General features: G+C 75.8%; 18 protein-coding genes. 8 read left to right on the top strand and 10 right to left on the bottom strand.

Going from position 1 to position 23,332, the window contains the following annotated elements; translation table 11 throughout:
• Nucleotides 1-6 precede the first annotated feature (6 nt).
• Both zwf and K1Y72_RS23755 read right to left on the bottom strand, forming a co-directional pair.
• Nucleotides 7-1,440, bottom strand: coding sequence for a glucose-6-phosphate dehydrogenase (gene zwf / locus K1Y72_RS23750; RefSeq protein ID WP_220168647.1), 1,434 nt, complete (start codon nt 1,438-1,440; stop codon nt 7-9).
• 108 nt (nt 1,441-1,548) lie between these two features.
• A complete protein-coding gene (locus tag K1Y72_RS23755; RefSeq protein WP_220168789.1) occupies nt 1,549-2,274 on the bottom strand; it encodes a M50 family metallopeptidase in 726 nt (241 codons plus the stop codon).
• A gap of 242 nt (nt 2,275-2,516) precedes the next feature.
• Between K1Y72_RS23755 and K1Y72_RS23760 the strand changes: the two genes are divergently transcribed.
• The 6 genes from K1Y72_RS23760 to K1Y72_RS23785 all read left to right on the top strand — a co-directional run bounded on the left by K1Y72_RS23760 (nt 2,517) and on the right by K1Y72_RS23785 (nt 11,696).
• Nucleotides 2,517-4,127 (top strand): CocE/NonD family hydrolase, encoded by a 1,611-nt coding sequence (locus K1Y72_RS23760; RefSeq protein WP_220168648.1) that lies wholly within the window; start codon nt 2,517-2,519, stop codon nt 4,125-4,127.
• Nucleotides 4,128-4,173: 46 nt separating this feature from the next.
• Nucleotides 4,174-5,565, top strand: coding sequence for a carotenoid oxygenase family protein (locus K1Y72_RS23765; RefSeq protein WP_220168649.1), 1,392 nt, complete (start codon nt 4,174-4,176; stop codon nt 5,563-5,565).
• Nucleotides 5,566-5,704: 139 nt separating this feature from the next.
• A complete protein-coding gene (locus K1Y72_RS23770; protein WP_220168650.1) occupies nt 5,705-7,303 on the top strand; it encodes a hypothetical protein in 1,599 nt (532 codons plus the stop codon).
• 232 nt (nt 7,304-7,535) lie between these two features.
• A complete protein-coding gene (locus tag K1Y72_RS23775) occupies nt 7,536-9,314 on the top strand; it encodes a hypothetical protein (protein ID WP_220168651.1) in 1,779 nt (592 codons plus the stop codon).
• 146 nt (nt 9,315-9,460) lie between these two features.
• The gene (locus K1Y72_RS23780; RefSeq protein WP_220168652.1) at nt 9,461-10,606 is read left to right on the top strand and encodes a CaiB/BaiF CoA transferase family protein; all 1,146 of its coding nucleotides are present in this window, start codon (nt 9,461-9,463) and stop codon (nt 10,604-10,606) included.
• A 232-nt stretch (nt 10,607-10,838) separates the two neighbouring features.
• Nucleotides 10,839-11,696, top strand: a complete 858-nt coding sequence (locus K1Y72_RS23785) for an esterase/lipase family protein (protein ID WP_220168653.1) — start codon at nt 10,839-10,841, stop codon at nt 11,694-11,696.
• A 91-nt stretch (nt 11,697-11,787) separates the two neighbouring features.
• On the opposite strand, the gene K1Y72_RS23790 is transcribed toward K1Y72_RS23785, so the two are convergent.
• The 4 genes from K1Y72_RS23790 to K1Y72_RS23805 all read right to left on the bottom strand — a co-directional run bounded on the left by K1Y72_RS23790 (nt 11,788) and on the right by K1Y72_RS23805 (nt 16,068).
• Nucleotides 11,788-13,032, bottom strand: a complete 1,245-nt coding sequence (locus K1Y72_RS23790) for a pyridoxal phosphate-dependent decarboxylase family protein (RefSeq protein WP_220168654.1) — start codon at nt 13,030-13,032, stop codon at nt 11,788-11,790.
• Nucleotides 13,029-13,961: a nitrilase-related carbon-nitrogen hydrolase gene (locus K1Y72_RS23795; RefSeq protein ID WP_220168655.1), complete on the bottom strand. Its 933-nt coding sequence runs from the start codon at nt 13,959-13,961 to the stop codon at nt 13,029-13,031. The genes K1Y72_RS23790 and K1Y72_RS23795 overlap by 4 nt, the downstream gene beginning before the upstream one ends.
• Nucleotides 13,962-14,215: 254 nt before the next feature.
• On the bottom strand, nt 14,216-14,773 hold the full coding sequence (locus tag K1Y72_RS23800; protein WP_220168656.1) for a hypothetical protein: 558 nt from the start codon (nt 14,771-14,773) through the stop codon (nt 14,216-14,218).
• 155 nt (nt 14,774-14,928) lie between these two features.
• On the bottom strand, nt 14,929-16,068 hold the full coding sequence (locus tag K1Y72_RS23805) for an acyl-CoA dehydrogenase family protein (RefSeq protein WP_220168657.1): 1,140 nt from the start codon (nt 16,066-16,068) through the stop codon (nt 14,929-14,931).
• A 166-nt stretch (nt 16,069-16,234) separates the two neighbouring features.
• Here K1Y72_RS23805 and K1Y72_RS23810 point away from each other — a divergent pair, with 166 nt between their 5' ends.
• Together K1Y72_RS23810 and K1Y72_RS23815 are read left to right on the top strand one after the other, a co-directional pair.
• Nucleotides 16,235-17,050 (top strand): expansin EXLX1 family cellulose-binding protein, encoded by an 816-nt coding sequence (locus K1Y72_RS23810; RefSeq protein ID WP_220168658.1) that lies wholly within the window; start codon nt 16,235-16,237, stop codon nt 17,048-17,050.
• Between the two features lie 73 nt (nt 17,051-17,123).
• Nucleotides 17,124-17,900: a hypothetical protein gene (locus tag K1Y72_RS23815; RefSeq protein WP_220168659.1), complete on the top strand. Its 777-nt coding sequence runs from the start codon at nt 17,124-17,126 to the stop codon at nt 17,898-17,900.
• On the opposite strand, the gene K1Y72_RS23820 is transcribed toward K1Y72_RS23815, so the two are convergent.
• Genes K1Y72_RS23820 through K1Y72_RS23835 form a run of 4 tightly spaced genes read right to left on the bottom strand, consistent with a single transcriptional unit; the run spans nt 17,897 to nt 23,246 of the window.
• On the bottom strand, nt 17,897-18,121 hold the full coding sequence (locus K1Y72_RS23820) for a hypothetical protein (RefSeq protein WP_220168660.1): 225 nt from the start codon (nt 18,119-18,121) through the stop codon (nt 17,897-17,899). The two genes, K1Y72_RS23815 and K1Y72_RS23820, sit on opposite strands and share 4 nt — an antisense overlap.
• Nucleotides 18,122-18,149: 28 nt before the next feature.
• Nucleotides 18,150-20,285 carry an acetoacetate decarboxylase family protein gene (locus tag K1Y72_RS23825; protein ID WP_308287201.1) on the bottom strand — a complete coding sequence of 712 codons (2,136 nt, stop codon included), beginning with the start codon at nt 20,283-20,285 and terminating at the stop codon, nt 18,150-18,152.
• Nucleotides 20,282-21,895: a peroxidase family protein gene (locus K1Y72_RS23830; protein WP_220168661.1), complete on the bottom strand. Its 1,614-nt coding sequence runs from the start codon at nt 21,893-21,895 to the stop codon at nt 20,282-20,284. Before K1Y72_RS23830 ends, K1Y72_RS23825 begins: the two co-directional genes overlap by 4 nt.
• A gap of 1 nt (nt 21,896) precedes the next feature.
• A complete protein-coding gene (locus K1Y72_RS23835) occupies nt 21,897-23,246 on the bottom strand; it encodes a cytochrome P450 (RefSeq protein WP_258573488.1) in 1,350 nt (449 codons plus the stop codon).
• Nucleotides 23,247-23,332: the final 86 nt, after the last annotated feature.

Genomic DNA, 23,332 nt, shown 5'->3' on the forward strand with positions numbered 1-23,332 from the left:
GCCCCCTCAGTCCCCGTCGCCGTCGGCGAGCGCCCAGCCGCGCGGGCCGGCCAGCCGGAGCGCCTCCTCCGGCCCCCACGACCCCTTCGGGTAGGCGCGGGTCGCGGGACGGTCCTGCAAGACCGGCTCGCACACCTCCCACAGGCGCTCGATCTCGGCGGCGCCGGTGAACAGCGTCTGGTCGCCGCGCATCGCGTCCAGCAGCAGCTTCTCGTAGGCGTCGGCGGCGCCGTCCTCCGACGGGGCGTAGCGGAGGCCGCGGCGGTGCAGGCGGAGGCCCGCGCCCGCCTCCTTGACGCGGATGTCGAGGCTGAGCTCGGGCCGGTCGCCGAGCTCGACGACCAGCTCGTCGGGGCGCGCGTCGCCGTCGAAGACGCCCGCGCCGAACAGCGCGGACGGCGGCCGCCGGAACCCGATCGTCACCCGGTGCCCGGTCGCGGCCATCGCCTTGCCGGTGCGCAGCAGGAACGGCACGCCCTGCCAGCGCCAGTTGTCCACCCACGCGCGCAGCGCCACGAACGTCTCGACCTGGGAGTCAGCGGCGACGCCGTCCTCTTCGCGGTAGCCCTCGTACTGGCCGAACACCACGTCGGCGGGGTCGATCGGGCGCAGCGCCCGGTACACCTTCAGCTTCTCGGCGCGCAGGTCCTCGGCGGTGATGCGGACCGGCGGCTCCAGCGCGACGAAGCCCAGGATCTGCGACAGGTGCGTGGACACCATGTCGCGGAAGGTGCCGGTGGACTCCATGAACGACGCCCGGCCCTGGATGTCGATCTCCTCGGGCACGTCGATCTGCACGTAGGCGATGTGGTCGCGGTTCCAGACGGTCTCCAGCAGGCCGTTGGCGAACCGCAGCACCAGCAGGTTGCGGACGGCCTCCTTGCCGAGGAAGTGGTCGATGCGGAACACCCGCTCCTCGGGGACGGCGCGGGCGACGGCGGCGTCCAGCTCGCGGGCGCTCGCCAGGTCCTCGCCGAACGGCTTCTCCATGACCAGGGCGGCGTCCGCGGCGAGGCCGGTCGCGTCCAGCATCCCGATCATGGCCTGGGCGGCGTTCGGCGGGACCGACAGGTACAGCAGGGTGCGGGTGCCCTCGCCGAGCTCCTCGCGGGCCTCGCGGACGGCTTCGGCGAGGTCCGCGCCGTCGTCGGCGGAGGAGGGGGTGAAGGACAGGCGCCCGGCGAAGTCGCGCCAGGCGTCGTCGTCGTAGTGGTCGGCGGCGAACTCGCGGACGCCGCCGGCGATCCGCTCGCGGAACTCCTCGTCGGTCCCGGGGGAGCGGCGGCCCGAGCCGATGACGCGGAAGTCCGCCGGCATCATCCCGGCGCGCGCGAGCCGGTACAGGCCGGGGAAGAGCATGCGGCGGGCCAGGTCCCCGGTCGCCCCGAAGATCACGATGAGCTGGGGCGCGGACACCCGGACGCCGTCGGCGCCGGTCATCGGCCGCCCTCCTTGAAGATCCTGTGGCACCCCGCAGGTCTGCCCGGGAGCGCGTCGCGAAACATCCCGGACCCGGTCAAGAAGTGCCCGCGGGCCCGGCCGCGGCGGCTACAGCAGGGTGATCGAGGAGGTGTCGGGGGCCAGCAGCAGCCCGCCGGCGAGCAGGGCGCCGAGCGCGACGGCGAAGAACAGCGACACCCAGGCCAGGCCGGGGACGCCGGTCAGGTGCGCGAGCTGGTCGGCGTCCGAGGACAGGTACATCGACCGCGCCCGCATCTGCTGCTTGCGGGTGCGCTGCAGCTCGATCACCGGCCGGGCGCCGGCGAACAGCAGGAACCAGGCGGCGAGGTAGGCGAACACCGCCTGCAGGTTCGGGCCGGCGAGCCAGGACACCGCGAGCACGACCGCGCCGGTGGCGAGCACCGACAGCGCCCCGTACACGTTGCGGATCATGACGAGGATGGCGCCGAGCAGCGCCAGCGACAGCCAGAGCATGAGGGTGATGCGGCCCGCGGCGAGCAGCGCCGCGAACAGCAGGCCGAGCAGCGGCGGCGTCACGTACCCGGCGAGCGCGGTGAGGACCATGCCGGGCCCGTGCGGCTTGCCGCGCGAGACCGTCACGCCGGAGGTGTCGGAGTGCAGCTTGATCCCGTCCAGCTTGCGGCCGGTGAGCAGCGCGACGAGCGCGTGCCCGCCCTCGTGCGCGATCGTCACGACGTTGCGGGCCAGGCGCCAGGTGCGCGAGTGCAGGACGGTGCCGAGGGCGAGCGCCGCCACGAGCACGACCAGCCACCAGGGCGGGGCCGGCTGGGTGCCGGTCAGGCGGTCGAGCATCGTCGTGCTGCTTGCGGTGATCACGTGCACCCCGGATTCCCTCGTCGCGATGTCACAGATTAGGACGTCCCGGACGGTCTTCGCGTTCGACCGGGGAAACCGGGGCGATCGACCCGTGCGGCCGGGCCGTGACGCCCGTCACCGTGACACAGGGAACCCCCTCTGTCACACTGAACGCCGTTCTAGAACGGTCAGTGCGCACTTGCGGCCGGCCGGCGCCCGTGAGCCCTGGGAGATACCGCGTGTCCACGTACAAGGCGTCCACGTCCAAGACTGCCGCCGCGCTCGCGCTGGCCGGGGCCGTCGGCGCTACGGCGCTGGCGGCGGCGCCCGCGAGCGCCGTGCCCGCCGCGCCCGCCGCCGCGGCGCGCCAGGCCGCCGGCGCCTACGACTACCGCGAGGTGTTCGTCCCGAGCACCGGCGGCGTCACCCTCGACGGCAACGTGTTCGTGCCGCGCGGCAAGGGCCCGCACCCGGCGATCGTGTTCGTCTCCAGCTGGACGCTGGAGGACCACGAGTACATCGCGCAGGCCGCCAAGTTCGCCGAGAAGGGCTACATCGTCCTCTCCTACACCGCGCGCGGCTTCTACAACTCCGGCGGCGGCATCGACGTGGCCGGCCCCGACGACTGGGCCGACGGGTCCAAGGCCATCGACTGGCTGATCGCCCACACCCCCGTGGACGTCGAGCGCATCGGGTTCGCCGGCATCAGCTACGGCAGCGGCATCAGCCAGATGGTCGCCGCGCACGACGACCGGGTCGCGGCCGTCGTCGCCATGGACACCTGGGGCGACCTCGTGCAGTCGCTCTACGCCGGGGAGACCCGGCACATGAGCGCCTACGCGCTGCTGGCGATCAGCGGGCGGCTGACCGGGCGGCTCAGCCCCGCCACCGACACGATCATCAACGACTTCGGCGCGAACCGGAACGTGCCGAACCTGATCAAATGGGGCGCGGTGCGGTCCCCGGCGACCTACCGGGCGCGGCTGAACGCCCGCCGGGTGCCGGTGATGATCTCCAACGCCTACGGCGAGACGCTGTTCCCGCCCAACCAGGTGATCCGCCATTTCGCCGGGCTGACCGGGCCGAAGCGCCTGGACCTGTCCATCGGCGACCACGCGACCGCCCACCTCACCGGCGTCCTCGGCGTCCCGAGCCGCACCTGGGACGACGCGCACCGCTGGTTCGACCACTACCTGACCGGCGCCGCCAACGGCATCGACCGCGAGCCCGCCGTCTCCTCCGAGACCGCCTGGTCGCGCAAGGTCGAGACCTACCGCGACACCGCGTCCATGACCACCGGCTCCGTGCGGTACGGGCTGGCCGGAGACGGGACGCTCGGTGCCGTCCGCCCCGCCGGCTGGCGCAAGGCGCTGCCCGCCGGGCGCGACAGCGGCGCGACCGCGGGCGTCGTCCTGCTGAGCGGCGGCCTGCAGACCTTCGGCGTGCCGAACGCCACCGACACCGCGAAGATCTCCCGCTCGGCGGCCGGCGTGTGGAGCACCCCCGTGCTCACCGCCGCCAAGCGGCTGCGCGGCGTCCCCAAGCTGGACCTGACCGTCACCGCCTCCGCGAAGACCGGCACGCTGGTGTCCTACCTGTACGACGTGGACGCCAAGGGGCAGGGCCGCCTCATCACCCACGAGGCGACGTCGCTCCTGCGCGCCGTCCCCGGCAAGCCCCAGCGGGTGCCCGTCGAGCTGGAGGCCACGGCCTTCGACGTCCCGGCCGGGCACCGGCTGATGCTCGTCGTCGACACCAAGGACCCCCTGTACGGCGACGCCGACGTGCCCGGCTCCACCCTCACCGTCCAGGCGCCCTCGACCCTCGACCTCCCCCTCGGCGGCCGGTAGTCGTTAGGCATTGCACTACGGGTGGCCGCGTGCGACGCTGCGGGGCATGGGGCACCTGGTGTACGAGTCGCTGGACACCGAGCACGACTACGCGGTCACCGAGATCGACGGCGCCCTGCCGGACGGCCTCACCGGCACGCTGTACCGCAACGGACCGGGCCGCTGGCAGGTCGGCGAGACCCTGCTCGACCACATCTTCGACGGCGACGGGATGCTGTCGATGTTCTCCTTCGCCGGCGGGCGGGTGCGCTACCGCAACCGGTACGTGCGCACCCGCCACTACCGCCTCGGGCAGCGGCACGGCCGCGCGGTCCTGCGCGGGCTCGGGACGCAGCGGCCGGGCGGCGCGCTCGCCAACGCGCTGCGGCCGCCCGCCAACGTCGCCAACACCGGCGTCGTCCTGCACGCCGGGCACCTGCTCGCCCTGTGGGAGGGCGGCCGCCCGTTCCGGCTCGACCCCGACAGCCTGGAGACGCTCGGCGAGCACTCCTTCGGCGGCCGGCTGCGCCCGGTGTCGGCGTTCTCGGCGCACCCCTCGCGCTGCCCCGACACCGGCGAGCTGTTCAACTTCGGGATGGACCTCACCCGGCCCGGCGGCCTGCGCTGCTACCGGGTCGACACCCGCGGGAACCTGCACCACCTGCCGCGCCTGCGGCTGCCGTACACCCCGTGGAACCACGACTTCGCGCTCACCCGGCGCCACCTGGTGTTCGTGGTGAACCCGGTGGTCCCCAAGGCCGGGAAGATCCTGCTCGGCACCGGCTCCGTCGCCGAGGCGCTGTCCTACGAGCCGCACCGGCCGACCTGCTTCGCGCTCGTGCCGCGCTACGGCGGCCGCGCCCGCGTCGTCGAGCACGCGGCGCTCCTCGGCTTCCACCTGGTCAACGCCTTCGAGGACGGCACCGACACCGTCGTGGAGTTCGTGCGGTTCGCCGACTGGGACCGGGTGACCACCGCCTTCCGCGACTTCCGCACCGACGACTTCCCCTGGGGCTGCGGCCTGATGCGCTACCGCATCGGACCCACCGGCAAGGTGACGGGGGAGGAGGTGGCGGGCGGTCCCATGGAGCTGCCGCACGCCGACGTCCGGTACGCCGGGCGCCCGCACCGGCACACCTGGTTCGCCGGGCGCACACCGGACGGCACCGGCGTCCACCACCTCGACCACCGCACGGGTGAGCGCAAGGTGCACACGCTGCCGCCCGGCCACGGCTTCGGCGAGCCGGTGTTCGTGCCGCGCGCCCCGGACGCGCCCGAGGGCGACGGCTGGCTGCTGACCCTCGCCCACGACCCGCACGAGCACCGCTCGCGGCTGCTCGTGCTGGACGCCCGCGACGTCGAGGCCGAGCCGCTCGCGGCGGTGCGGCTGCGCCATCACATCCCCATGGGATTCCATGGCACGTTCACGTCACGGGTCGCGGTTCCACCGGGACTTTAACCGGATATCGGGAGATGCCGCCCGCCCGCGTTAATCGTTCTTCCAATTGGGCGCCGGTCGCCGTTCACGCTGCCTAATCTCGGGTCCGCAACAGGGACCGAAAAGGGTGGGGGAGTGGGGCACGATGCCGGAAAAGGTGATGACCAGGCCCGTGGTGGCGGCGCATTACTGCGACCTGGTCTGGCTGGCGTACTTCGTCCTTCCGGGCGAGGGGCCGCGCCGCGTCCGGCTGGCGACCGCCCGGCGCATCGTGGACGGCGCCCACGGCACGCGCTTCGGCGGCGACGAGCGCCGCCGCGCCAAGGTCCTCCGCAAGGCGATGCGGCCCCCGCGCCGCCTGCGGGCCGGCCTCGGGCCGTGGCTGCGGGCGCTGCCCGCCGGGCTGCCCGACGCCGCGCTCACCGCGGCGCTCGCGCCGCTGGCCCCGGACGAGCGCGCCGCCTACGCGCTGCTGCGCATCGCCGGGATGCCCCGCTACCTGGTGCGCGACCAGCTCGCCGGGCTCGGCGTCCGCGCGCCCTGGCCCGCCATCGAGGCCGCCGAGGCGCTGCCGGCGACGCCGGTCCGCCTGCCCGAGCCGTTCGACCCGGCCCAGCTGCGCCCCGTCCGGCGCCGCTCCCCGATCCCGATGGCCGCCGCGGGCCTGCTCACCGCCGCGCTGGTCGGCGCGCTCGTCGTCACCGAGAGCGGCGAGACGCTGCTCGGCGGCGGCCGCGCCGCCTCGGCCGTGGACCTGCGCCTCGCCACGGCCGCGCCTGGCGCCTGGCGGCACGGCGCGCACAGCCTGGACGACTGGCCCGCGCGCGGCGACCTCGCCGCCGACCGCGCCTTCACCACCGCCGCCCTGGACGCCTGGGGCGAGGCCGCCCCCGCCCTCCGCCCCCGCCAGGGCGACCGCGTGCAGCTGCTGTACGCGGGCCGCGTCGCCGGGGCGCCGGTCGCGGTGCTGCGCGACGGCGACCGCATCGCCCGCTTCGGCGGCGCCCCCGCGTCCCTGCGGGTCACCGCGGCGGGCGCGGGCGCCGACGCGCCGGTCGCGCTCGGCGGCGGCCGCTACCTGCTGGCCCCCTGGGACGCTTCGGCGGCGCGTCCCGGCGGCCGCCCGGTCCGCGTCGCCGGCGGCGTCACCGCGCCGGTCGTCCCGGCGACGCCCTGCCGCCGCGGCCCGCTGCTGGACCTCAAGGGCACCGGCGGCGCCCGCACGATCGGCGACCTCGGCGGTCCCCGCCCGGCCGTCCTGGCCTACCACTCGCCCGACCACCGGGCCCCCGCCGGCGAGCCCGCCGACAGCGCCCGGCCCGGCGTGCTGCCCGCCGCCGGGCGCCGGCTGTGGGACCGGCTCGGCTGCCTCATGCCGCAGCCCGGCCGGCCCGTCGTCGAGGCCATGGCCTGGGACTTCTGGACGGGGCGGCTGCCGCACGGCGGCAAGGGCGCCGACTGGGTCTGCACCCGCACCACCTTCGCGGGCGGCGGCACCGCCACCCAGTCGTCCCTGCTCACCGGCGCGGGCCGCCTCGCCACCGGCGGCTGCGACGACCGGCGGCCCGTCGCGGGCACCTGGTGGCGCTCCCCGGCGGGCCGCTGGTACTACCTCGCCGCCTCCGGGCGCGGCCTGGAGCCCGCCGCGGGCGGCCAGGTGCGCAGGCCGAAGGTGGCGAAGCGGCTCCTGGTGGCGACCGCGCCCGACCCGCGGACGCGGCCGCGCCAGGCGGTGCTGCCGACCGTCCGGGCCCGCTGACGGGGCGCGCGGAAAGGACGCCCGGGGGTATCGGAATGGCTGGATAAAAAGGCATTCGCCGGAATGCCTCGGCGGGGGGTTGCCGCATTTCCCGCCCGCGCCGGGAGAAGTCGCGCAATCATCGGAGCCCTAGACGGTCCCGTCCGCTCCCTCCCCCCGCCGAGGTGCCGCCGTGCCAGAGACGACCAGTTCGCAGAGCGTCCTCAACGCCCATTATCGGCAGCTTGTCCGAATGGCTTATCTCGTTCTTCCCGGCGGCATGGAGCAGTCGGACCGGCTGGCGGCCGCGCACTGGATCGTCCACCGCAGCCGGACGCGGCGCTCCGGCGACGCCGACCGGCTCTACGCCGAGCTGCGCGACCGGGTGCTGCGGCGGGCGATGCGCGGCCCCGGCCGTCCCGGGCCCCGGCTCGGCCCCTGGCTGCGCGCCCGGCCCGCCGCCGCCAGCGGCGACGACCTGGAGCTGACCGGCGCCCTCGGCGGCCTGTCGGCGGGCGCGCGCGCCGCGTACGTGCTGCACGGCGTCGAGGGGCTGCCGGACGACCAGGTGCGCGCCCGCCTCGCGGCGATCGGCGTCGCCGACGCCGAGGTCGCGCTCGCCGAGGCCGCGGCCCTGGACGAGGGGACCTCGCCGGACGAGCGGCGCGCCCTGCTCGCCCGCCCGGCGCTCGATCCGACGATCGCCCGGCTGTACGGGCGGGCGGCGCGCCCCCGGCGGCCCGCCGCGCTCGTCGCCGCGGCCGCCGTGCTGGTCGGCGGCGGCGCCGTGGTCGCCGCCGGCGGTCTCGGCGCCGCCCGCAGCGGCGCGCAGGCGGCGTTCCTCGGCGGCCGTCCCGAGGCGGTGACCGAGGCCCCGGCGGGGCTCTGGCGGCGCACGACCCGCCTCGGCCTGGAGGCGTGGAACCCGCGCGGCGACCTCGCCGGCGACGGCGGCCTGGCGAAGGAGGCGCTGCGCGCCTGGAACGGCGGCGAGCGCGCCGTCTCCTACGACGGCACCGGCACCGCGCCGCCGAGCGGCCGCCCGCAGCTGCTCTACGCGGGGACCGTCGACGGCCGCCGCGTCGCGCTGCTGCACGACGACGAGCGCGTCGCCCGCTACACCGCCCTGCCCGGCGAGCGCGGCAAGCGGACGCTGGAGGTCTTCCCCGAGGGCCGGATCCTGCCCGGCGGGGCGAGCCCGCTGAAGCTGGCGCCCGGCCGCTACCTGCTGCCGCCGTGGGTGACCGGCGTCAAGGCCGCGCCGCTCGGCGACGGCGAGGCGCGCTGGGCCGACGTCCCGGTCCGCGACGGCGTGACCGCCCCCGTCGGCGCGGCGGCCGGCGCCGGCTGCTGGCGCGGCCCGGTGCTGGAGCTCCAGCAGCCCGAGATCGCGCACGGCCGCCCGTACACGATGGCCGACCTCGGGCGGCTGTCGGCGGCGAACCTGATGTACCAGCCGCCGCCGCCCGCCCCGGTGCGCCGCCTCGGCCCCCACCAGATCGACGGGGCGCCCGAGGCGATGCCGCAGGGCTTCGCGCTGTGGGGGCGGCTCGGCTGCACCCCGGCCGGTCCCGCCGCGCTGGACCGCGCGGGCCGCGGCGACGTCGAGTCGGCGACGGCGTGGGAGTTCTGGTCCGGCGCGCTGCCCGACAAGGGCGGCAAGGGCCACTGGGTGTGCACCCGCTACGCCTACGACAACGGCCGCAGCGCCACCTACGCGACCCTGCTGGACGACCGCGGCGCCGTCCTCACCGGCGCGCACACCGACACCTGGGACTGCTCGCGCCTGCAGCGCGACGTCGTGAGCGGCGGATGGTGGCGCTCCCCGGCCGGGCGCTGGTGGTACCTGGCCGCCGCGAGCCGCCGCGTGACGACGCTGTACGCCGACGGACCGTTCGAGCGGCCCGCCGTCAAGGACGGCTTCCTGACCGCGCGCGGACCGGCCGGCGCGCGTCCCCCGTCCGGCCGGGTGCTGCTGACCGGCGGCAACTACCACGGGCAGCTCATGCCGGTGTTCCAGGCGCGCTCCTGACCCGGCCCCCCTGCCCCGCGCGCTTCCGGCCCGCCCTCCTCCCCGGGGGCGGGCCGGTCAGCGCGCGCTTACCGCGATCGGGCACACTGGGGGTGGACCGAACCCGGTTCACCATCGGGTGGGCAGGTTGCGAGAGGGGTCGCGGTATGGGCAAGGGTCCGCTGTCGGGCGTGCGGGTGATCGAGCTGGCCGGGATCGGCCCGGGGCCGTTCGCCGCGATGCTGCTGGCCGACCTCGGCGCCGAGGTGATCCGGGTGGACCGGGCGTCGGCGGCCGGTCGGGGGACCACCGGCGGCACCGACTTCACCAACCGCGGCAAGCGGTCGATCGCCATCGACCTGAAGAGCCCGGCGGGCAAGGAGGTCGTGCTCCGCCTCGCCGCGAAGTCCGACGTGCTGCTGGAGGGCTTCCGGCCCGGCGTGACCGAGCGCCTCGGCCTCGGCCCCGACGACGTCCTGGCCCGCAACCCGCGCCTCGTCTACGGCCGGATGACCGGCTGGGGCCAGCAGGGCGCCCTGTCCCAGAGCGCCGGCCACGACGTCGGCTACATCGCCGTCACCGGCGCGCTGCACGCGATCGGCCGCGCGGGCGGCCCGCCGCAGATCCCGATGAACCTGCTCGGCGACTTCGCCGGCGGCAGCATGTACCTGATCGTCGGCGTGCTCGCCGCGCTGCTGGAATCCAAGACCAGTGGCAGGGGGCAGGTCGTCGACGCCGCCATCGTCGACGGCACCGCGCACCTGTCGACGTTCATCCACGGCTTCCTGGCCGGCGGCATGTGGCGCGACGAGCGCGGCGTCAACATGCTCGACTCCGGCGCCCCCTGGTACGACGTGTACGAGACCGCGGACGGGAAGCACGTCGCCGTCGGCGCGATCGAGCCGCAGTTCTACGCCGAGCTGCTGCGCGGGCTGGAGCTGGACGGCGACGAGAGCCTGCCCGCCCAGCACGAGCAGGCGCGCTGGCCGGAGCTGCGCGAGCGGTTCGCCGCGGCGTTCAAGGCGCGCACCCGCGACGAGTGGGCCGAGGCGTTCCTGCCCGGCGACGCGTGCGTGGCGCCCGTCCTGTCCCTGGAGGAGGCCGCCGCGCACCCCTACAACACCGAGCGCGAGGTGTTCGTCGAGGCCGCCGGGCACCGCCAGCCCGCGCCCGCGCCGCGCTTCTCCCGCACGCCGGGCGCCACCGACGGCGTCCCCGTCCTGCCGGGCGGGCAGAGCCGCGAGGTGCTGGAATCCCTCGGCTTCGAGGACGCGGGCGAGCTCCTCGCCGGGGGCGCCGTCGTCCAGGCGTGACGCCTTGACGGCGCGCCGTCTTGTGACCCAGGTAACAATCATCCGGGCACAAGTCGGTTTCCGGCGGACAAGACGGGGTCCGGGCGCGGTCCTACGTTATTGACACCTCACGGAACAGCGGGCCGCGGCAGCGGCCCGCCAGGCCCGTGCCCACCCCGTACGGCGGCTCCGCGCCGCGTCCCCGACAGGGCCGCGGCGCCGGCGCGCCGTGCTCTGTGCAAGGGAGAGTCCCATGCGTCTCAGGCGTCTCCGTTCCTGGGCCGCGGCCGCGGCGGTCCTGCCCACCGCGCTCGGGCTGACCGCGCTCGCCGCCACCGCCGCCCACGCCGAGACCTCGCCCGCCGGGGCCAACGACTGGAACTGCAAGCCCTCGTTCCTGCACCCGCGCCCGGTCGTCCTGGTCCACGGCACCTTCGAGAACATGGCCTTCAACTGGCAGACCCTGTCGCCGCAGCTGAAGAAGGCCGGCTACTGCGTCTTCGCGCTCAACTACGGCGGCGCCCAGGACGCGCCGATCCAGGGCACCGCCGACATCCCGACGTCGGCCGGGCAGCTGTCGGCGTTCGTCGACCGCGTCCTCACCGCGACCAAGGCGAGCAAGGTCGACATGGTCGGGCACTCCCAGGGCGGCATGATGCCGCGCTACTACATCAAGAACCTCGGCGGCGCGTCCAAGGTCAACAAGCTGGTCGGGATCGTGCCGTCCAACCACGGCACCACCGCGAGCGGCCTCGCCGCCCTCGGCAGCCTGCTCGGCATCACCCAGGCCGTGGTGAAGGCCGCCCCGTCCGCCGGCCAGCAGATCGTCGGCTCGTCCTTCCTCGCCGACCTCAACGCCGGCGGCGACACCGTCGCCGGCCCGACCTACATCGTGCTCGCGACCAAGTACGACGAGGTCGTCACGCCCTACACCTCGGCGTTCCTGAACGGCGCCAACGCCCAGAACGTGCTGCTCCAGGACAAGTGCGCGAGCGACACCAACGCCCACGTCGGCATCAACTTCGACCCGGTGATGGTCAAGTTCGTCCTGAACTCCCTGGACATCTGGGGCCCGTACTGGCCCATCAACTGCTCCAACCCCCTCGGCTGACCCCCGCCGTCCCGGGCGCCGCACCCCACTGCGGCGCCCGGGCGCGCCCGGCGGGCGTGGCCTTCCGCCCTGATCCTGGTGCCGGTCGAGGTCATGGCCTCCGCCGCGTACCCGGGCTCCGGGGGACGGCCGCCAGGTCGGTGTGCAAGGCGTGGGCGAGTTCGGGCGTGGTGCCGTGGCGGATGACGATGCGGCCGGTCAGGGGCCCGTCCGGTTGCGGGCGGTAGACGGGGATGCGCCAGCCGCGGGCGGTGAGGTGCCCGCCGAGGGTGCGCATGGCGCTGTCGGGGCCGGTGAAGGACACGACGGGCAGTTCGGGGGCGCCGGCGGTAACGGTGTAGGGACCGAGGCCGGCGATGGTGCCGGCCACGTGCCGGGCGGTGGCGACGCAGGCGGCATGGACGGCGCGGTAGCCGCTAGGCCCGTGGCGTTCGCGGTTGTAGGCCAGGTGGACGACGGGCGCCGGCGACTGGGAGAAGGTCAGGGCCCAGGTGTCGACGCCCCCGCCGATGTAGGGCGAGTGCCGGTCCAGGCAGCGAGGGCGCAGGTCGGGGTGCCGCCACAGGATCCAGCCGAGCGCGGGGAACGCCAGACCGAACTTGTGGGCCGAGGTGTTGACGGACACCACGCGTTCCAGCCTGAAGTCCCACACCAGGCCGGGTTGCAGGAACGGGGCGACGTAGCCGCCGGACGCGGCGTCGACGTGGACGGGGACGTCCAGGCCGCTGCGCTGCCGCAGGCCGTCGAGGGCGGCGGCCAGGGCGGCCACGTCGTCGTAGCGGCCGTGGTCGGTGGAGCCCAGCACCGCGACGACGCCGATGGTGTCGCGGTCGCAGGCCGCGGCGGCCTGCTCGGCGTCCAGGGTGCGGCCGTCCGGGAGCGAGGGCAGGACGCGCGGGCGGACGCCGAACAGGTGGCAGAACCGGGGCCAGCAGGAGTGCGCGCCCGCGCCGAACACCAGGTTCGGGGTCGCGGAGGAGCGCCGGCCGAGCAGGGCGAGGCCGGCCAGCACCGCCGCCTCGCTGGAGCCGCCGACCGGGCCGCCGACGGGCTCGGCCGGGCCGTGCCACCACGCCGACAGCTCGGCCGCGGCGGTGCGCGCCAGGTCGGCGGTGCGGTGGTACTCGGCGCGGTTGACCAGGTTGCGGTCCAGGTGGGCGGCGATGAGGTCGAGCGCCTCGGGCTCGGCCCAGGTGGTGGAGAAGGTCCCCAGGTTGCGGCGCGGATCGCCTTCCGCGGCCAGGTGCGCCAGCACCCGGCGCGCGGCCGCGGCGGCGCCGCGTTCGCCGCCGCGCGCGGGCGGGACCGCGCCGGCGACGGTGACGCCCGCCGTCACACGGGCCTGCGCAGGACGGGCACGAGGTCGAGGCGGTTGTCGGCGCGGTGGTCCCCTTCGGGGCTGAAGGCGGGGATCGCGGCGGGTACGCAGTCGGCGATCAGCAGCGTGTCGTCGGCGCGGTCGTCGTCGCCCGCGGCCAGCACCGCCTCGCCGTCGGGGCCCCAGATGCCGGAGTTGCCGCGGTACTGCCAGGAGCCGGCGGCGGTGTCCTCCCAGCCGCGCCGGTTGGCGTAGGCCACGAACAACCGCCAGACGCACGCCATCGCCGGGATGATGTGCCGGGTCGCGTCGGGGTAGGGGACCAGCGTCCGGCGGCCGTCGGCCAGCGGGTAGTGATAGTCGGCGGCGGTGGGCCCCACGACGACCTTCGCGCCCTGGGCGGCCAGGTATTGGTACAGCGGCGGGAACTCGCACTCGTAGCAGTTGAGCACCCCGACCTTGACGCCGTTGACCGGCACGACGGGCGGCAGCTCCTCGCCGAAGGAGTAGTTGCGGCGCTCGGCCGCCCCGTACAGGTGGGTCTTGCGGTAGTTGGCGAGGAGCGTCCCGGAGGGACCGGCCACCGCGATGCTGTCGTAGAACCTGCGGCCGCTGCGCTCGGGATAGGGCAGGACGAGGGTCAGGCCGTGGGTCTTGGCGGCGTGGCGGGCGGCGTCCACGCTCGGCCCGTCGTGGTGCTCGGCCAGCTCGTCGCGCTGCTCGACACCGATCGCGTATCCGGTGGTGAACTTCTCGGGGAAGACGCACAGGTGCGCCCCGTGCGCGGCGGCCAGTTCGGCGACCTCGCGCAGGCGCGCCAGGTTGGCCTCCACGGCGTCCGGCGTGCCGACGGGACCGGCGCCCTGGTACAGGGCCAGCCGCACCCCCGCCGCGTGCCCCGGCGCCTCGCGCCGCACCAGGCGTGCGTTCACCCGCACTCTCGCCATCGGCGATCCTCTTCTCTGTTCATCCACCCGAGCCGCCCGTGCCGGACCGTACGCCGGGAGCCGTGCGCGGGGACCCGCGGTCGGGGAGGTGAGAATTGCGGTGCTGCGCCGTGCCGGCGTCACCGTCCGCGTCCAGCCGGGCGTGGGGCGTCTCCACCGGCCGAACTGTGGTCACTCATCGTAATCGATCGGATGCGCCCCCGCGCGCGTTCGGCGTCGTGGCGCCTTCCGGCGGGCCGCCCGCCGAAAGGCGGTCAGGTGATGAGCAGGGTGGTCACGCCGGCCTGGCTGGTGAGGCCGGCGGCCGTCTGGCAGGCGGTGAGGTCGAGGACGGGCTCCACGACGGTGAAGACGGCGGTCCTCCCGGTGAACAGGCCCGCGCTGATCTTGCCGCGCAGGGTGATGACGGTCTGCCCGTTGACGTTGGTGACGGTGCGCGTGAACGCCAGCGTGCTGGACTGGCCGGTGTTCCAGGTGAAGACCTGTGTGCCGGTGGTGGTGCTCAGCAGGTCGGCGCACGACAGCGTCACGGTCACGGTGCCGCCGCTGGTGCCGCTGGTGATGCTCGGCTGCGAGAGCGACGCGCACACGCCGAGCGCGGCGTTGTAGGTGACGGTGACCGTCTGCGGGGCGGTCTTGACGCCCGGCGAGAACGACACGGTCTGGTTGCCGGCCGGGCAGGTGACGTCGGCGAGCCGCGCCGACGCGGGCGGGGCCGCGATCAGTGGCAGCAGGCCGCCCGCCAGCAGGAGCGACGCGGTGACGGCGCGGCCGCGGGCCCGGATGCGGGCGGCCTGGTGGGGGTGGAGCATGGGGGGTCCTCCTCGAAGCAGGATGAGGGTGACGCCACCGGGTTCCCGAGAAGTGACCTGGGTCACCGTCCTGGCTGGATGATACGCCAGGTATCGCCGCCAGTACATATCGTCATACCGCCTGCCGGCGGGGCGGGTGCGGGGCCGGAGCGGGGCTACAGGCCGAGCTGCTTGGCGACGATCTCGTTCATGATCTCGGTGGTGCCGCCGCCGATGCCGAGGATGCGGGCGTCGCGGTAGTGGCGCTCGACCTCCGACTCGCGCATGTAGCCCATGCCGCCGTGCAGCTGGACGGCCTCGTTGACGACGTGCTCGACGGCCTGGACGGCGGTGTTCTTGGCGTGGGCGGTCTCGGTCAGGACGTCCTCGCCGGCCACGTACCGCTCGGCGGTCCGCTGGGTGTAGGTGCGGGCGACGTCCACCTGGCGGGCCATCTCGGCGATCTTGTGGCGGACGAGCTGGCGCGAGGACAGCGGGCGGCCGAACGTCTCGCGGACCTTGACGTACTCCAGGGTGAGGTCCAGGCAGCGCTGCGCCGTCGCGTACGCCTGGACGGCGAGCGACAGGCGCTCGGCGACGAAGTTCTGCACGATCTGCAGGAAGCCGCTGTTCTCGGGGCCGACGAGGTTCGCGGCGGGGACGCGGACGTCGTCGAAGGACAGCTCGGCGGTGTCGGAGCAGAGCCAGCCCATCTTGTCGAGGGCGCGCGAGACGGTGAAGCCGGGCGCGCCCTTCTCCACGACGAGCAGCGAGATGCCGCCGTAGCCGGGCTCGCCGGTGCGGACGGCGGTGGTGACGAAGTCGGCGCGCACGCCCGAGGTGATGAACATCTTGGCGCCGTTGACGACGTAGGAGTCGCCGTCGCGCACCGCCGTCGTGCGGACGCCCGCGACGTCCGAGCCGGTGCCGGGCTCGGTGACGCCGAGCGCGCCGATCTTCTCGCCGGCGAGCACCGGCCGCGCGAACCGGTCGATGAGGTCCTTGTCGCCGGAGGCGACGATGTGCGGCACCGCGATCCCGTGGGTGAACAGGGACGCGACCACGCCGCCCGACCCGCCCGCCTGGATCAGCTCCTCGGCGACGATCAGCGCGTCGATCGGGTCGCCGCCGCCCCCGCCCGCCTCCTCGGGGAACCCGGCGCCGAGCAGGCCCGCGGCGGCGGCCCTGGCGTGCAGCTCGCGGGGCAGCTCCCCGGCCCGCTCCCACCCGGCCACGTGGGGCGCGATCTCGCGGGCGGTGAACTCGCGGACCAGGGCGCGCAGCGCGGTGCGCTCGGGGGTGTGCCAGAGGCTCATCGGCGGTTCCTCCAGGGGATAGAACGGGATTCGGAATTTAACAGAACCGCGCCGACTGTCACATGGGTGCCGCCTGTAACACTCGTGGTGGCCGGGCGATTACGGAAAGGGGTCGGATCGGGGGAGAGGCATGCACGCGTCGTCGCGGCGCCGTCTGGGGTACCGCTTGTTCTGGGCCGTGGCGCCCGTCGCCGTCATCGGCGCGCTCGGGTTCGGCCTGGTGCAGGCGCAGAGCCGCGCCTGCGCCGCCGTCCCGCCGGGACGCGCGCCCGCCGCGCCCGCCGTCGAGGGCTCGGCGGTGTTCCACCGCGACTGGTCGGAGGTGCTCTGCTCGCTGGCGCCGCTGCGCGGCGGCCACTACGTCTCGCTGTCGGCGGCCGAGTTCGGCACCGCCGGGCTGTGCGGCTCCTTCATCGACGTCCGCGGTCCGCGCGGCCGGGTCCGCGCCATGGTCGTGGACCGCTGCGGCGGCTGCGGCGAGGGCCGCATCGACCTCAGCGAGGCCGCCTTCCGCCGGGTGGCGGGCGGCACGGCGCGCGGCGTCGCCGCCGTCGCCTACCGCCGCGTCCGCGACCCGCTGCCGGCGCCGGCGCTGGCGTTCCGGGTGAAGCCCGGCTCGTCGCGCGACTGGCTCGGCCTGCTGGTGTCCGGCCACGGCAACCCCCTCGCCCGCGTCGAGGTCAAGGGCCGCGACGGGTGGGCGCCGCTGCGGCGCGGCCTGGACAACTACTGGACGACCGGCTCGCGGCCGGGGGGCGGCCCCTTCACCGTCCGGGTGACCGACCGGTTCGGCGACCGCGCCGTCGTCCCGCGCATCGCTCTCGACCCCGGCCGCACGCAGCGGACCGGCGCCCACCTGTACGCGCCCCGGCCCCGCCCGCACGAGGACGCCGAGTCGCCCCTGCCGGTGCCGCCGCTGCCATCGGCCTCCGGCGCACCGGCCGCCCCGGCGGCGGCGCCCGTGCCCCGGTCCCGCTGCTAGTTCGGGCGTGGCCGGGCCGGGGCACGGCTGCTATCGTCCCGAGCAAGCAACCGCTTGGTTCTGGGAGGGTCGCATGCGCCGAGGCATCTACCTGCTGGAAGAGGTCGAGTTCCATCCGATGAACTCGCGCAGGCCGCTGGAGTACCTGCGCTGGCTGACCGCCTACAAGCGGCAGGACGACGCGCTGGACGCGGGCGCGCACGAGCTCACCGAGGGCCTGTCCATCCGGTCGCGCGAGATCGACCTCGTCGGCGCCTTCTACGCCGTCGGCATCACCGGGCACCCCCAGTTCAAGGTCGTCACCCTGTGGGACTGCCACGGCGGCTGGGACGGCGGCTGGCGGCAGATGCTGGAGATCTACGAGGACGTGCAGCGCAACCTGTTCCTGTCCGACATCGACGACCTGCGGCACGGCGCGTTCTCCCGCCCGCTCGGCGCCGCGCCCGGCGGCCCCGCGATCGCCGACCTGCTCGCCGAGGGCTACGCCGCGCCCCTCTACCTGTTCGAGAGCGCGCAGGTGCGGCCCGGCGCCGCCCTGGACTACCTGGAGGCGGTGCGCACCGAGCGGGCCCCGGTGCTCGCCGAGCACGGCCACCGCCTCGTCGGCTCCTACGAGGTGCAGTTCTGCGACACCGAGGTCGTCACGCTGTGGGGCACCGGCATCGACGCCCACCTGGAGACCCAGCGCGCCCGCGACGCCGCCCTCGGCCTGGACGACGAGGCCGCCCCCGACCACCGGCTGCTCAGCTGGCGGAAGCGGGCCCGCGAGTTCCTGGACGGCCCGTGGCGCGAGACGCTGCTCAGCCCCTACCCGGGCAGCAAGCTGGCCCCGCCCGCCGGGCAGTCCTAGGGCGCTGGGGGCAGCCGGTCGGCGGCGGCGCGGAGGCGGGACGCGGCGGTGCGGCAGCGGGCGGCGAGGTCGGTGACGGAGGTGCCGAACCAGGCCGCGGCCGCCTCGGTGGCCTGGAGCTCGCGGACGAGTTCCTCCAGGCGCCCCGCGTACCGCTCCAGGCGCTCGGTGCCGGTGCCGAGCACCTCGGCGAGGTCGCGGGCGCGGTCGTAGGGGGTCATGGCGGCTCCTCGATGCGGAGGGGAGGGGTCAGGTGAAGCGGACGGGGACGCCCGCGCCCGTCCGGACGTGGCAGGACGGGGCGGCGAGGCAGAGCAGCGGGCGGGCGCCGTCCAGGCCGAGGGCGCGTAGCTGCTCGGCCGCCGCGTGCGGGGCGGCGGCCGCGCGCAGCCGGACGCGGGGCGCGGGGTGCAGGCGCGCCCGGCCCCGCACGTGGGTGCCGGTGCGCAGCGCCGTGCCGTCGCGCCAGGAGTAGGTCAGCAGGTCGGGGGAGGGGACGGGGAGGGACGGGCCGAGGCCGCCCTGGAGCGCCAGCAGGCGGTGGCCGTCGTCGGCGGCGCCCAGCCGGACGCGGCCGCGCCCGACGGTGACGTCCACGTCGGCGAGCGCGGCGGGGTGGCCCCACAGGTCGCGCGCGGCGCCCAGCGCGGCCGCGGTGTCGACCACCGAGGCGGTGACGTGCAGGCCGCTGCGGCGGCCGTCCACCGGGCGCAGCAGGTCGGGCCAGACGAGGACGCGCTGCGGCCCCCACGGGTCGTGGACCGCGATGCCGAGGTCGATGCGCCGGTGGGCGCCGATGCCGGAGCGGGGATGGGCGGCGGCGTGCAGCACGGCGAGGCACCGGCCGCCGGCGGTGACCGGGGTGAGGCCGGTGCCCTCCAGCAGGCGCCGGGCCGCGCGCGGGTCGGCGGCGAACAGGGCCGTGAAGAGCGCGGCGGACGGCGACCGGACCGGCAGCTCGACGGTGTCCCGCCCGCAGGGGGCCGGATGTGTCGGGACGGTGAGGAAGGGGTGGCCGTCGGGGCGGGGCGCCCGGTCGTAGATGCGGTAGACGGCGCTGCGCGTCACCGGCCCCCGGTAGGGCGCGAGGCGCGCGTCGATGTGGGCGCGCTCGCCGGGCAGCCGCTCGGCGAGGTCGGCGATGTAGGTCTCGATCGCGTGCGAGGCGGGGAACGGCGTCCCGGAGCCGGCGTAGTCGACCACGTACCAGCCGGGGTGCAGGTCGAAGCAGTTCCCGGCGCCCTGCCCGTCCAGGCTGGGGATGAGGTCGCGCCGGCCGGCGACGCTCGCGACCCACGTCGCCGGGTCGGCGGGCGTCTTGAAGTCGATCGGCGCGCCGACGGCGACGACGTGGGTGACCTTGTAGCGGGCGCAGAACGCCGCGTCCTGCGCGACGTTCATGACGGCGGCGCCGCCCGCGCTGTGCCCGACGAGGGCGATCTCGGCGCCGGCGGGGACGCCGTGCTCGGCGACCGCGCCGATGAGCGCCCGCCGGTAGGGGGAGTCGGCGATGAGGGTGCTGCTGAACGCGCCCAGCAGGTCCTGCGGGGACTCGTTGTCGGCGCGGCCGGGCCGCATGCCGGGGGCGTGCACGACGTGGCGGACGGCGCCGTCGGGGCCGGTGACGTCCTGGACGAGGATGCGTCCGGTGGACCCGATGAGCCGGATGTTGCCGAGGAACCCCAGCAGCGTCCCCTCGGCGGCGAGCCGCGCCGCCTCGCCGGGAGCGGGCGGTTCGGGCCGCACCGCGCCGGTGCCGCGGTCCAGGACGGCGACGGCCATGTTGCTCATCCCGGTGATCGGGTCGGCGCTGGCGGTGCCGGTGCCGGTCGCGATGAGCCAGGCGGTGCGGTCGTTCAGCGGGTTGGCGTCGAGCAGCGCGCCGAGCGCGAGCAGCTCGCTGAAGATCGGCGCGATGGCCGAGACGGTGCCGAGCGCGCCGCGCTCGCGGAGCAGCAGCCGCAGCGTCCCGGCGGCGCGGGCGAGGCGGTCCTCGCCGACCTGCTCCAGCAGGCGGCGGAGCAGCGGGTCGGACGCGAGGTCGGGCTCGTCGAGGACGACGGCGGCGATCCGCAGCCGCAGCGACGCGGCGAGCAGCCGCACGGCGAGGCTCCGCGCGCCCGCCATGCCGGTGACGCGGGCGCCGAGCGCGCCGAGCCGCTCGCCGGGCAGGGTGACGCCGAGACCGCCGGGGTCGGCGGCGGCGCGCAGCAGCCGGCGGCGGACGGCGCCCGGCGGGCCGGGGCGGACCGCCGCGTCCGCGACGGCGGCGCCGAGGTCGCGGACCCGCACGGCCATCTCGGCCAGCTCGGCGGCGGCCGCCAGCAGCGGCGCCGCCTCGGCCGAGCGCCCCGGGCGCCCCGGGCGGGCCGGCGGGCCGGTCACGGGGCGCCCCGGCGGGTCTGGCTGACGAAGCGGGGGCGCGGGTCCTCGGGGACGTTGCGGTGCAGCACCTGCGACAGCGTCCGGGTGCCGCCGATGATCGCCATGCCTTCTGGGGTGAAGGTCGCGGCGGTGGCGACGCGCGGCGCGAGCAGCGGGTTGGTGAGCGCCTGGGAGAACGCGTCGATCGCGATGATCTTGGTGAGGAGGGGCGGCAGGATCGCCCGCGGCGACGCGGGCTGCTCGGCGAACAGCCCCACGTACAGCTCGACGTCGCCGGCCGAGGCGTAGCGCTCGCGCAGCGCGCCCGCGACCTTCGGGTCGCCGGAGATCTGCGCGAAGCCGGAGACCGGCGGGAAGCCGAAGTGCTCCCGGTAGGCGTTGTAGGGCGCGAGCCCGACGGCGCGCGCGTCGGCGATGCTCGCGGCGTCGACCGGCTGGAGCAGCGGGTCGGTGTTGAACAGCCCGATCCGCCCGGCGCGCTGCTCGGACGCCTCCTCGAAGAGCTGCCCGAGGCCGACCGAGGGGAGCAGGTCGCAGGCGAACAGGGTCCGCGCGAGGGGCAGGTCGGCGCCGCCGGCCGTGAGCGTCGAGGGGATCAGGCTGTGCCAGCGGTAGACGAGGTTGAACTCGAACGAGGCCCAGTTCTCGCGGTTCCAGGCGGCGCGGCGGAGCCGGGCGGTCAGCCGCGGGTCGAGCAGGAACCGGAAGTGGTAGGGGGTGATGTGGTTGATGTAGTCCTCGAGGACGAGCTTGATCACCACCAGGGTCACGATGTTGCGGGCGGTCTGGAACAGCCGCTCGTCGTCCCAGCGGGGGTACCGGTCGGCCAGCAGCGCGGCCACCCGGTTGTGCTCGCGCAGGAACAGCACCGTCATCATCGTGAAGCCGAGCTGCCCGTTGCCGCGGTCGCTGCCGAGCGCGAACAGCGCGTCCCGGCGCTCCCGGTCGAGGCGCTCGAAGCGGACGGCGCCGAGCTCGGAGAACTCCTTCTTGATCTCGCCGCCGGAGCAGAGCGCGGGCGGGAACTCGGCGCCGTCGAGGAGGCGGCTCTTCAGCCGCCCGCCCTCGAAGCTGCGCAGCTGCGCCGTCGCGGCGGGGGTCAGCCCGTACAGGGTGTTGAGGTCGATGTGGTGGTTGGAGGTGGAGCGGCGCGGGTCGCGGGGCTCGGTGCTCTCGCCGCGCAGGAACCCGTCGGTGAACCACTGCGCGAAGTAGGCGAACAGCACCGTCGAGCGCGGGCAGAGGTCGTCGTCGCGCTCGCGCGCGAACAGCTCGGCGGCGCGCGCGACGCTCGGCAGCGCGCCCTCGCGCGGCGCGTGCGGCGGCAGGTGGCGGCCGCTGTAGGTGCGGTCGGTGAGCGAGGCCCAGGAGGTGTAGGGCGCCAGCATGCTGAGCGGCTCGGGCCGCGGCGGCGCCTCGTTGATCATGCGGTCGATGAGGGCGGCGTTCAGCCGCAGCCGCGCCGCCGGGACGCGCTCGACGCCCCGCCAGAACCGCTCGCCGCGCGTCATCGCCAGGTAGAGCAGCCGGTTGCGGGCGCCGTCGGTGGCGATGCTGCGCGCCTTCGGCCCGCCCGGGACGTCCGTGGCACCGGTCGTGTCGGCGGCCATGTCAGTGCTCCTCCGCGCCGTCGGCGTCGCCGGGGCGGCCGAGGCCGAGGATCCAGCGGTCGGGGAAGACGCCGCGGTCGCGGGCGACGTCCTCGCCCGGCAGCGTCCGCAGGCCGGGGCGGAGCAGCAGGCGGCGGGCGGTCTCGGCGACGGTGGCGGCGCCGACGTCGCCGCCGACGCAGTCGTGGTGGCCGAGGCCGAAGTGCAGGTAGGAGTGGCGGGGCCGGTCGAGGCGGAACTCCTCGGGCGCGGGCAGCGCGTCGGCGTCGAACATCGCCGACGCCGCCACCGCCAGCACCAGCGTGCCGTCGGGGACGAGGGTGGCGCGGGGCGTGCCCGCCGCCAGCACGTGGTCGCCGCGGCTGCGCCGCGCGATGACCTTGAGGAAGGGGTCGAAGCGGAGCGCCTCCCACACGTAGGGCTCGAAGGCGCGCGGGTCGGTGGCGGCGGCCGCCGCCTCGGCGTGCAGGCCGGGCCGGGCGAGCAGCCGCCCGACGAGGTTGACCAGCGAGCCGGCGGCGTTCTCCAGGAAGCCGAGCAGCAGGCTCGCGACGATGACGGCGCGCCGGTCGTCGCCGATCGCGGCGCCGCCGGGCGGCCGGGTGCCGAGCAGCCGCCCGGCGACCGAGTCGGCGGGCGGGCCGCCGCCGCGCGCGCCCACGAGGGCGTGCAGGTGCTCCATCATCGCGCCGCCCGCCGCGAGGGCCCGGTCGCGGACGGCGGGGTCGTCGAGGGGGTTGGCCGTCGCGTGGCCGATGACCTCCCGCGACCAGCGCGACATCGTGGCCGGGTCGGGGCCGGCGAAGCCGAGGTGCTCGGCGCAGACGCGCAGCGCGGCGGGCCGGAACACCTCCTGCACGACGTCCACGCGGCCGGCGGGCGCGGCCCGGTCGAGCGCCTCGTCGGCGGCGCGCCCGGCGACGGCCCGGACGCGCGGGACGTCCTCGGGGGCGAGCGCGACCTGCATGAGGCCGCGCTCGCGCCACTTGAGCGGGGTCGCGTCCTGGGTGAGGACGCAGGGGCCGCCGAGCGCCGGGTCGAGCCGGCGCGCGTAGTCGGCGACGGTGAACACCCGCTCCAGCGACAGCACCTCGCGCACGTCGGCCATCCGGGTGACGAGGGTGAAGGCGGGCGTGACGAGGACCGGCCGCGCGGCGCGCAGCTCGGCGAGTAACGCCCGCCAGTCGGTGCGCAGCAGCCCGAGCAGCGCCAGCGCGGCGCCGCCCGGATCGGACGCGGCGAGCGCGTCGTGCGCCGCCAGGTGCCCGCCCGCCGTCCTGCCCGTCGCGGCGCCCGCGCCCGTGCCCGTCCCGGTGCCCGTTCCCGCGCCCGTCGTCGTGTCCGCAGCCATCGCCACCGCCCGCCCGTCCGACCGTCACCCGTCCTGCCTTCCCGTGACCAATGTGGCACGGAGAGTGTCGAGTTCCCCCTTTGCGA

Origin of the sequence: Actinomadura parmotrematis, assembly GCF_019458805.1 — a bacterium.
Classification (GTDB): domain Bacteria; phylum Actinomycetota; class Actinomycetes; order Streptosporangiales; family Streptosporangiaceae; genus Spirillospora; species Spirillospora parmotrematis.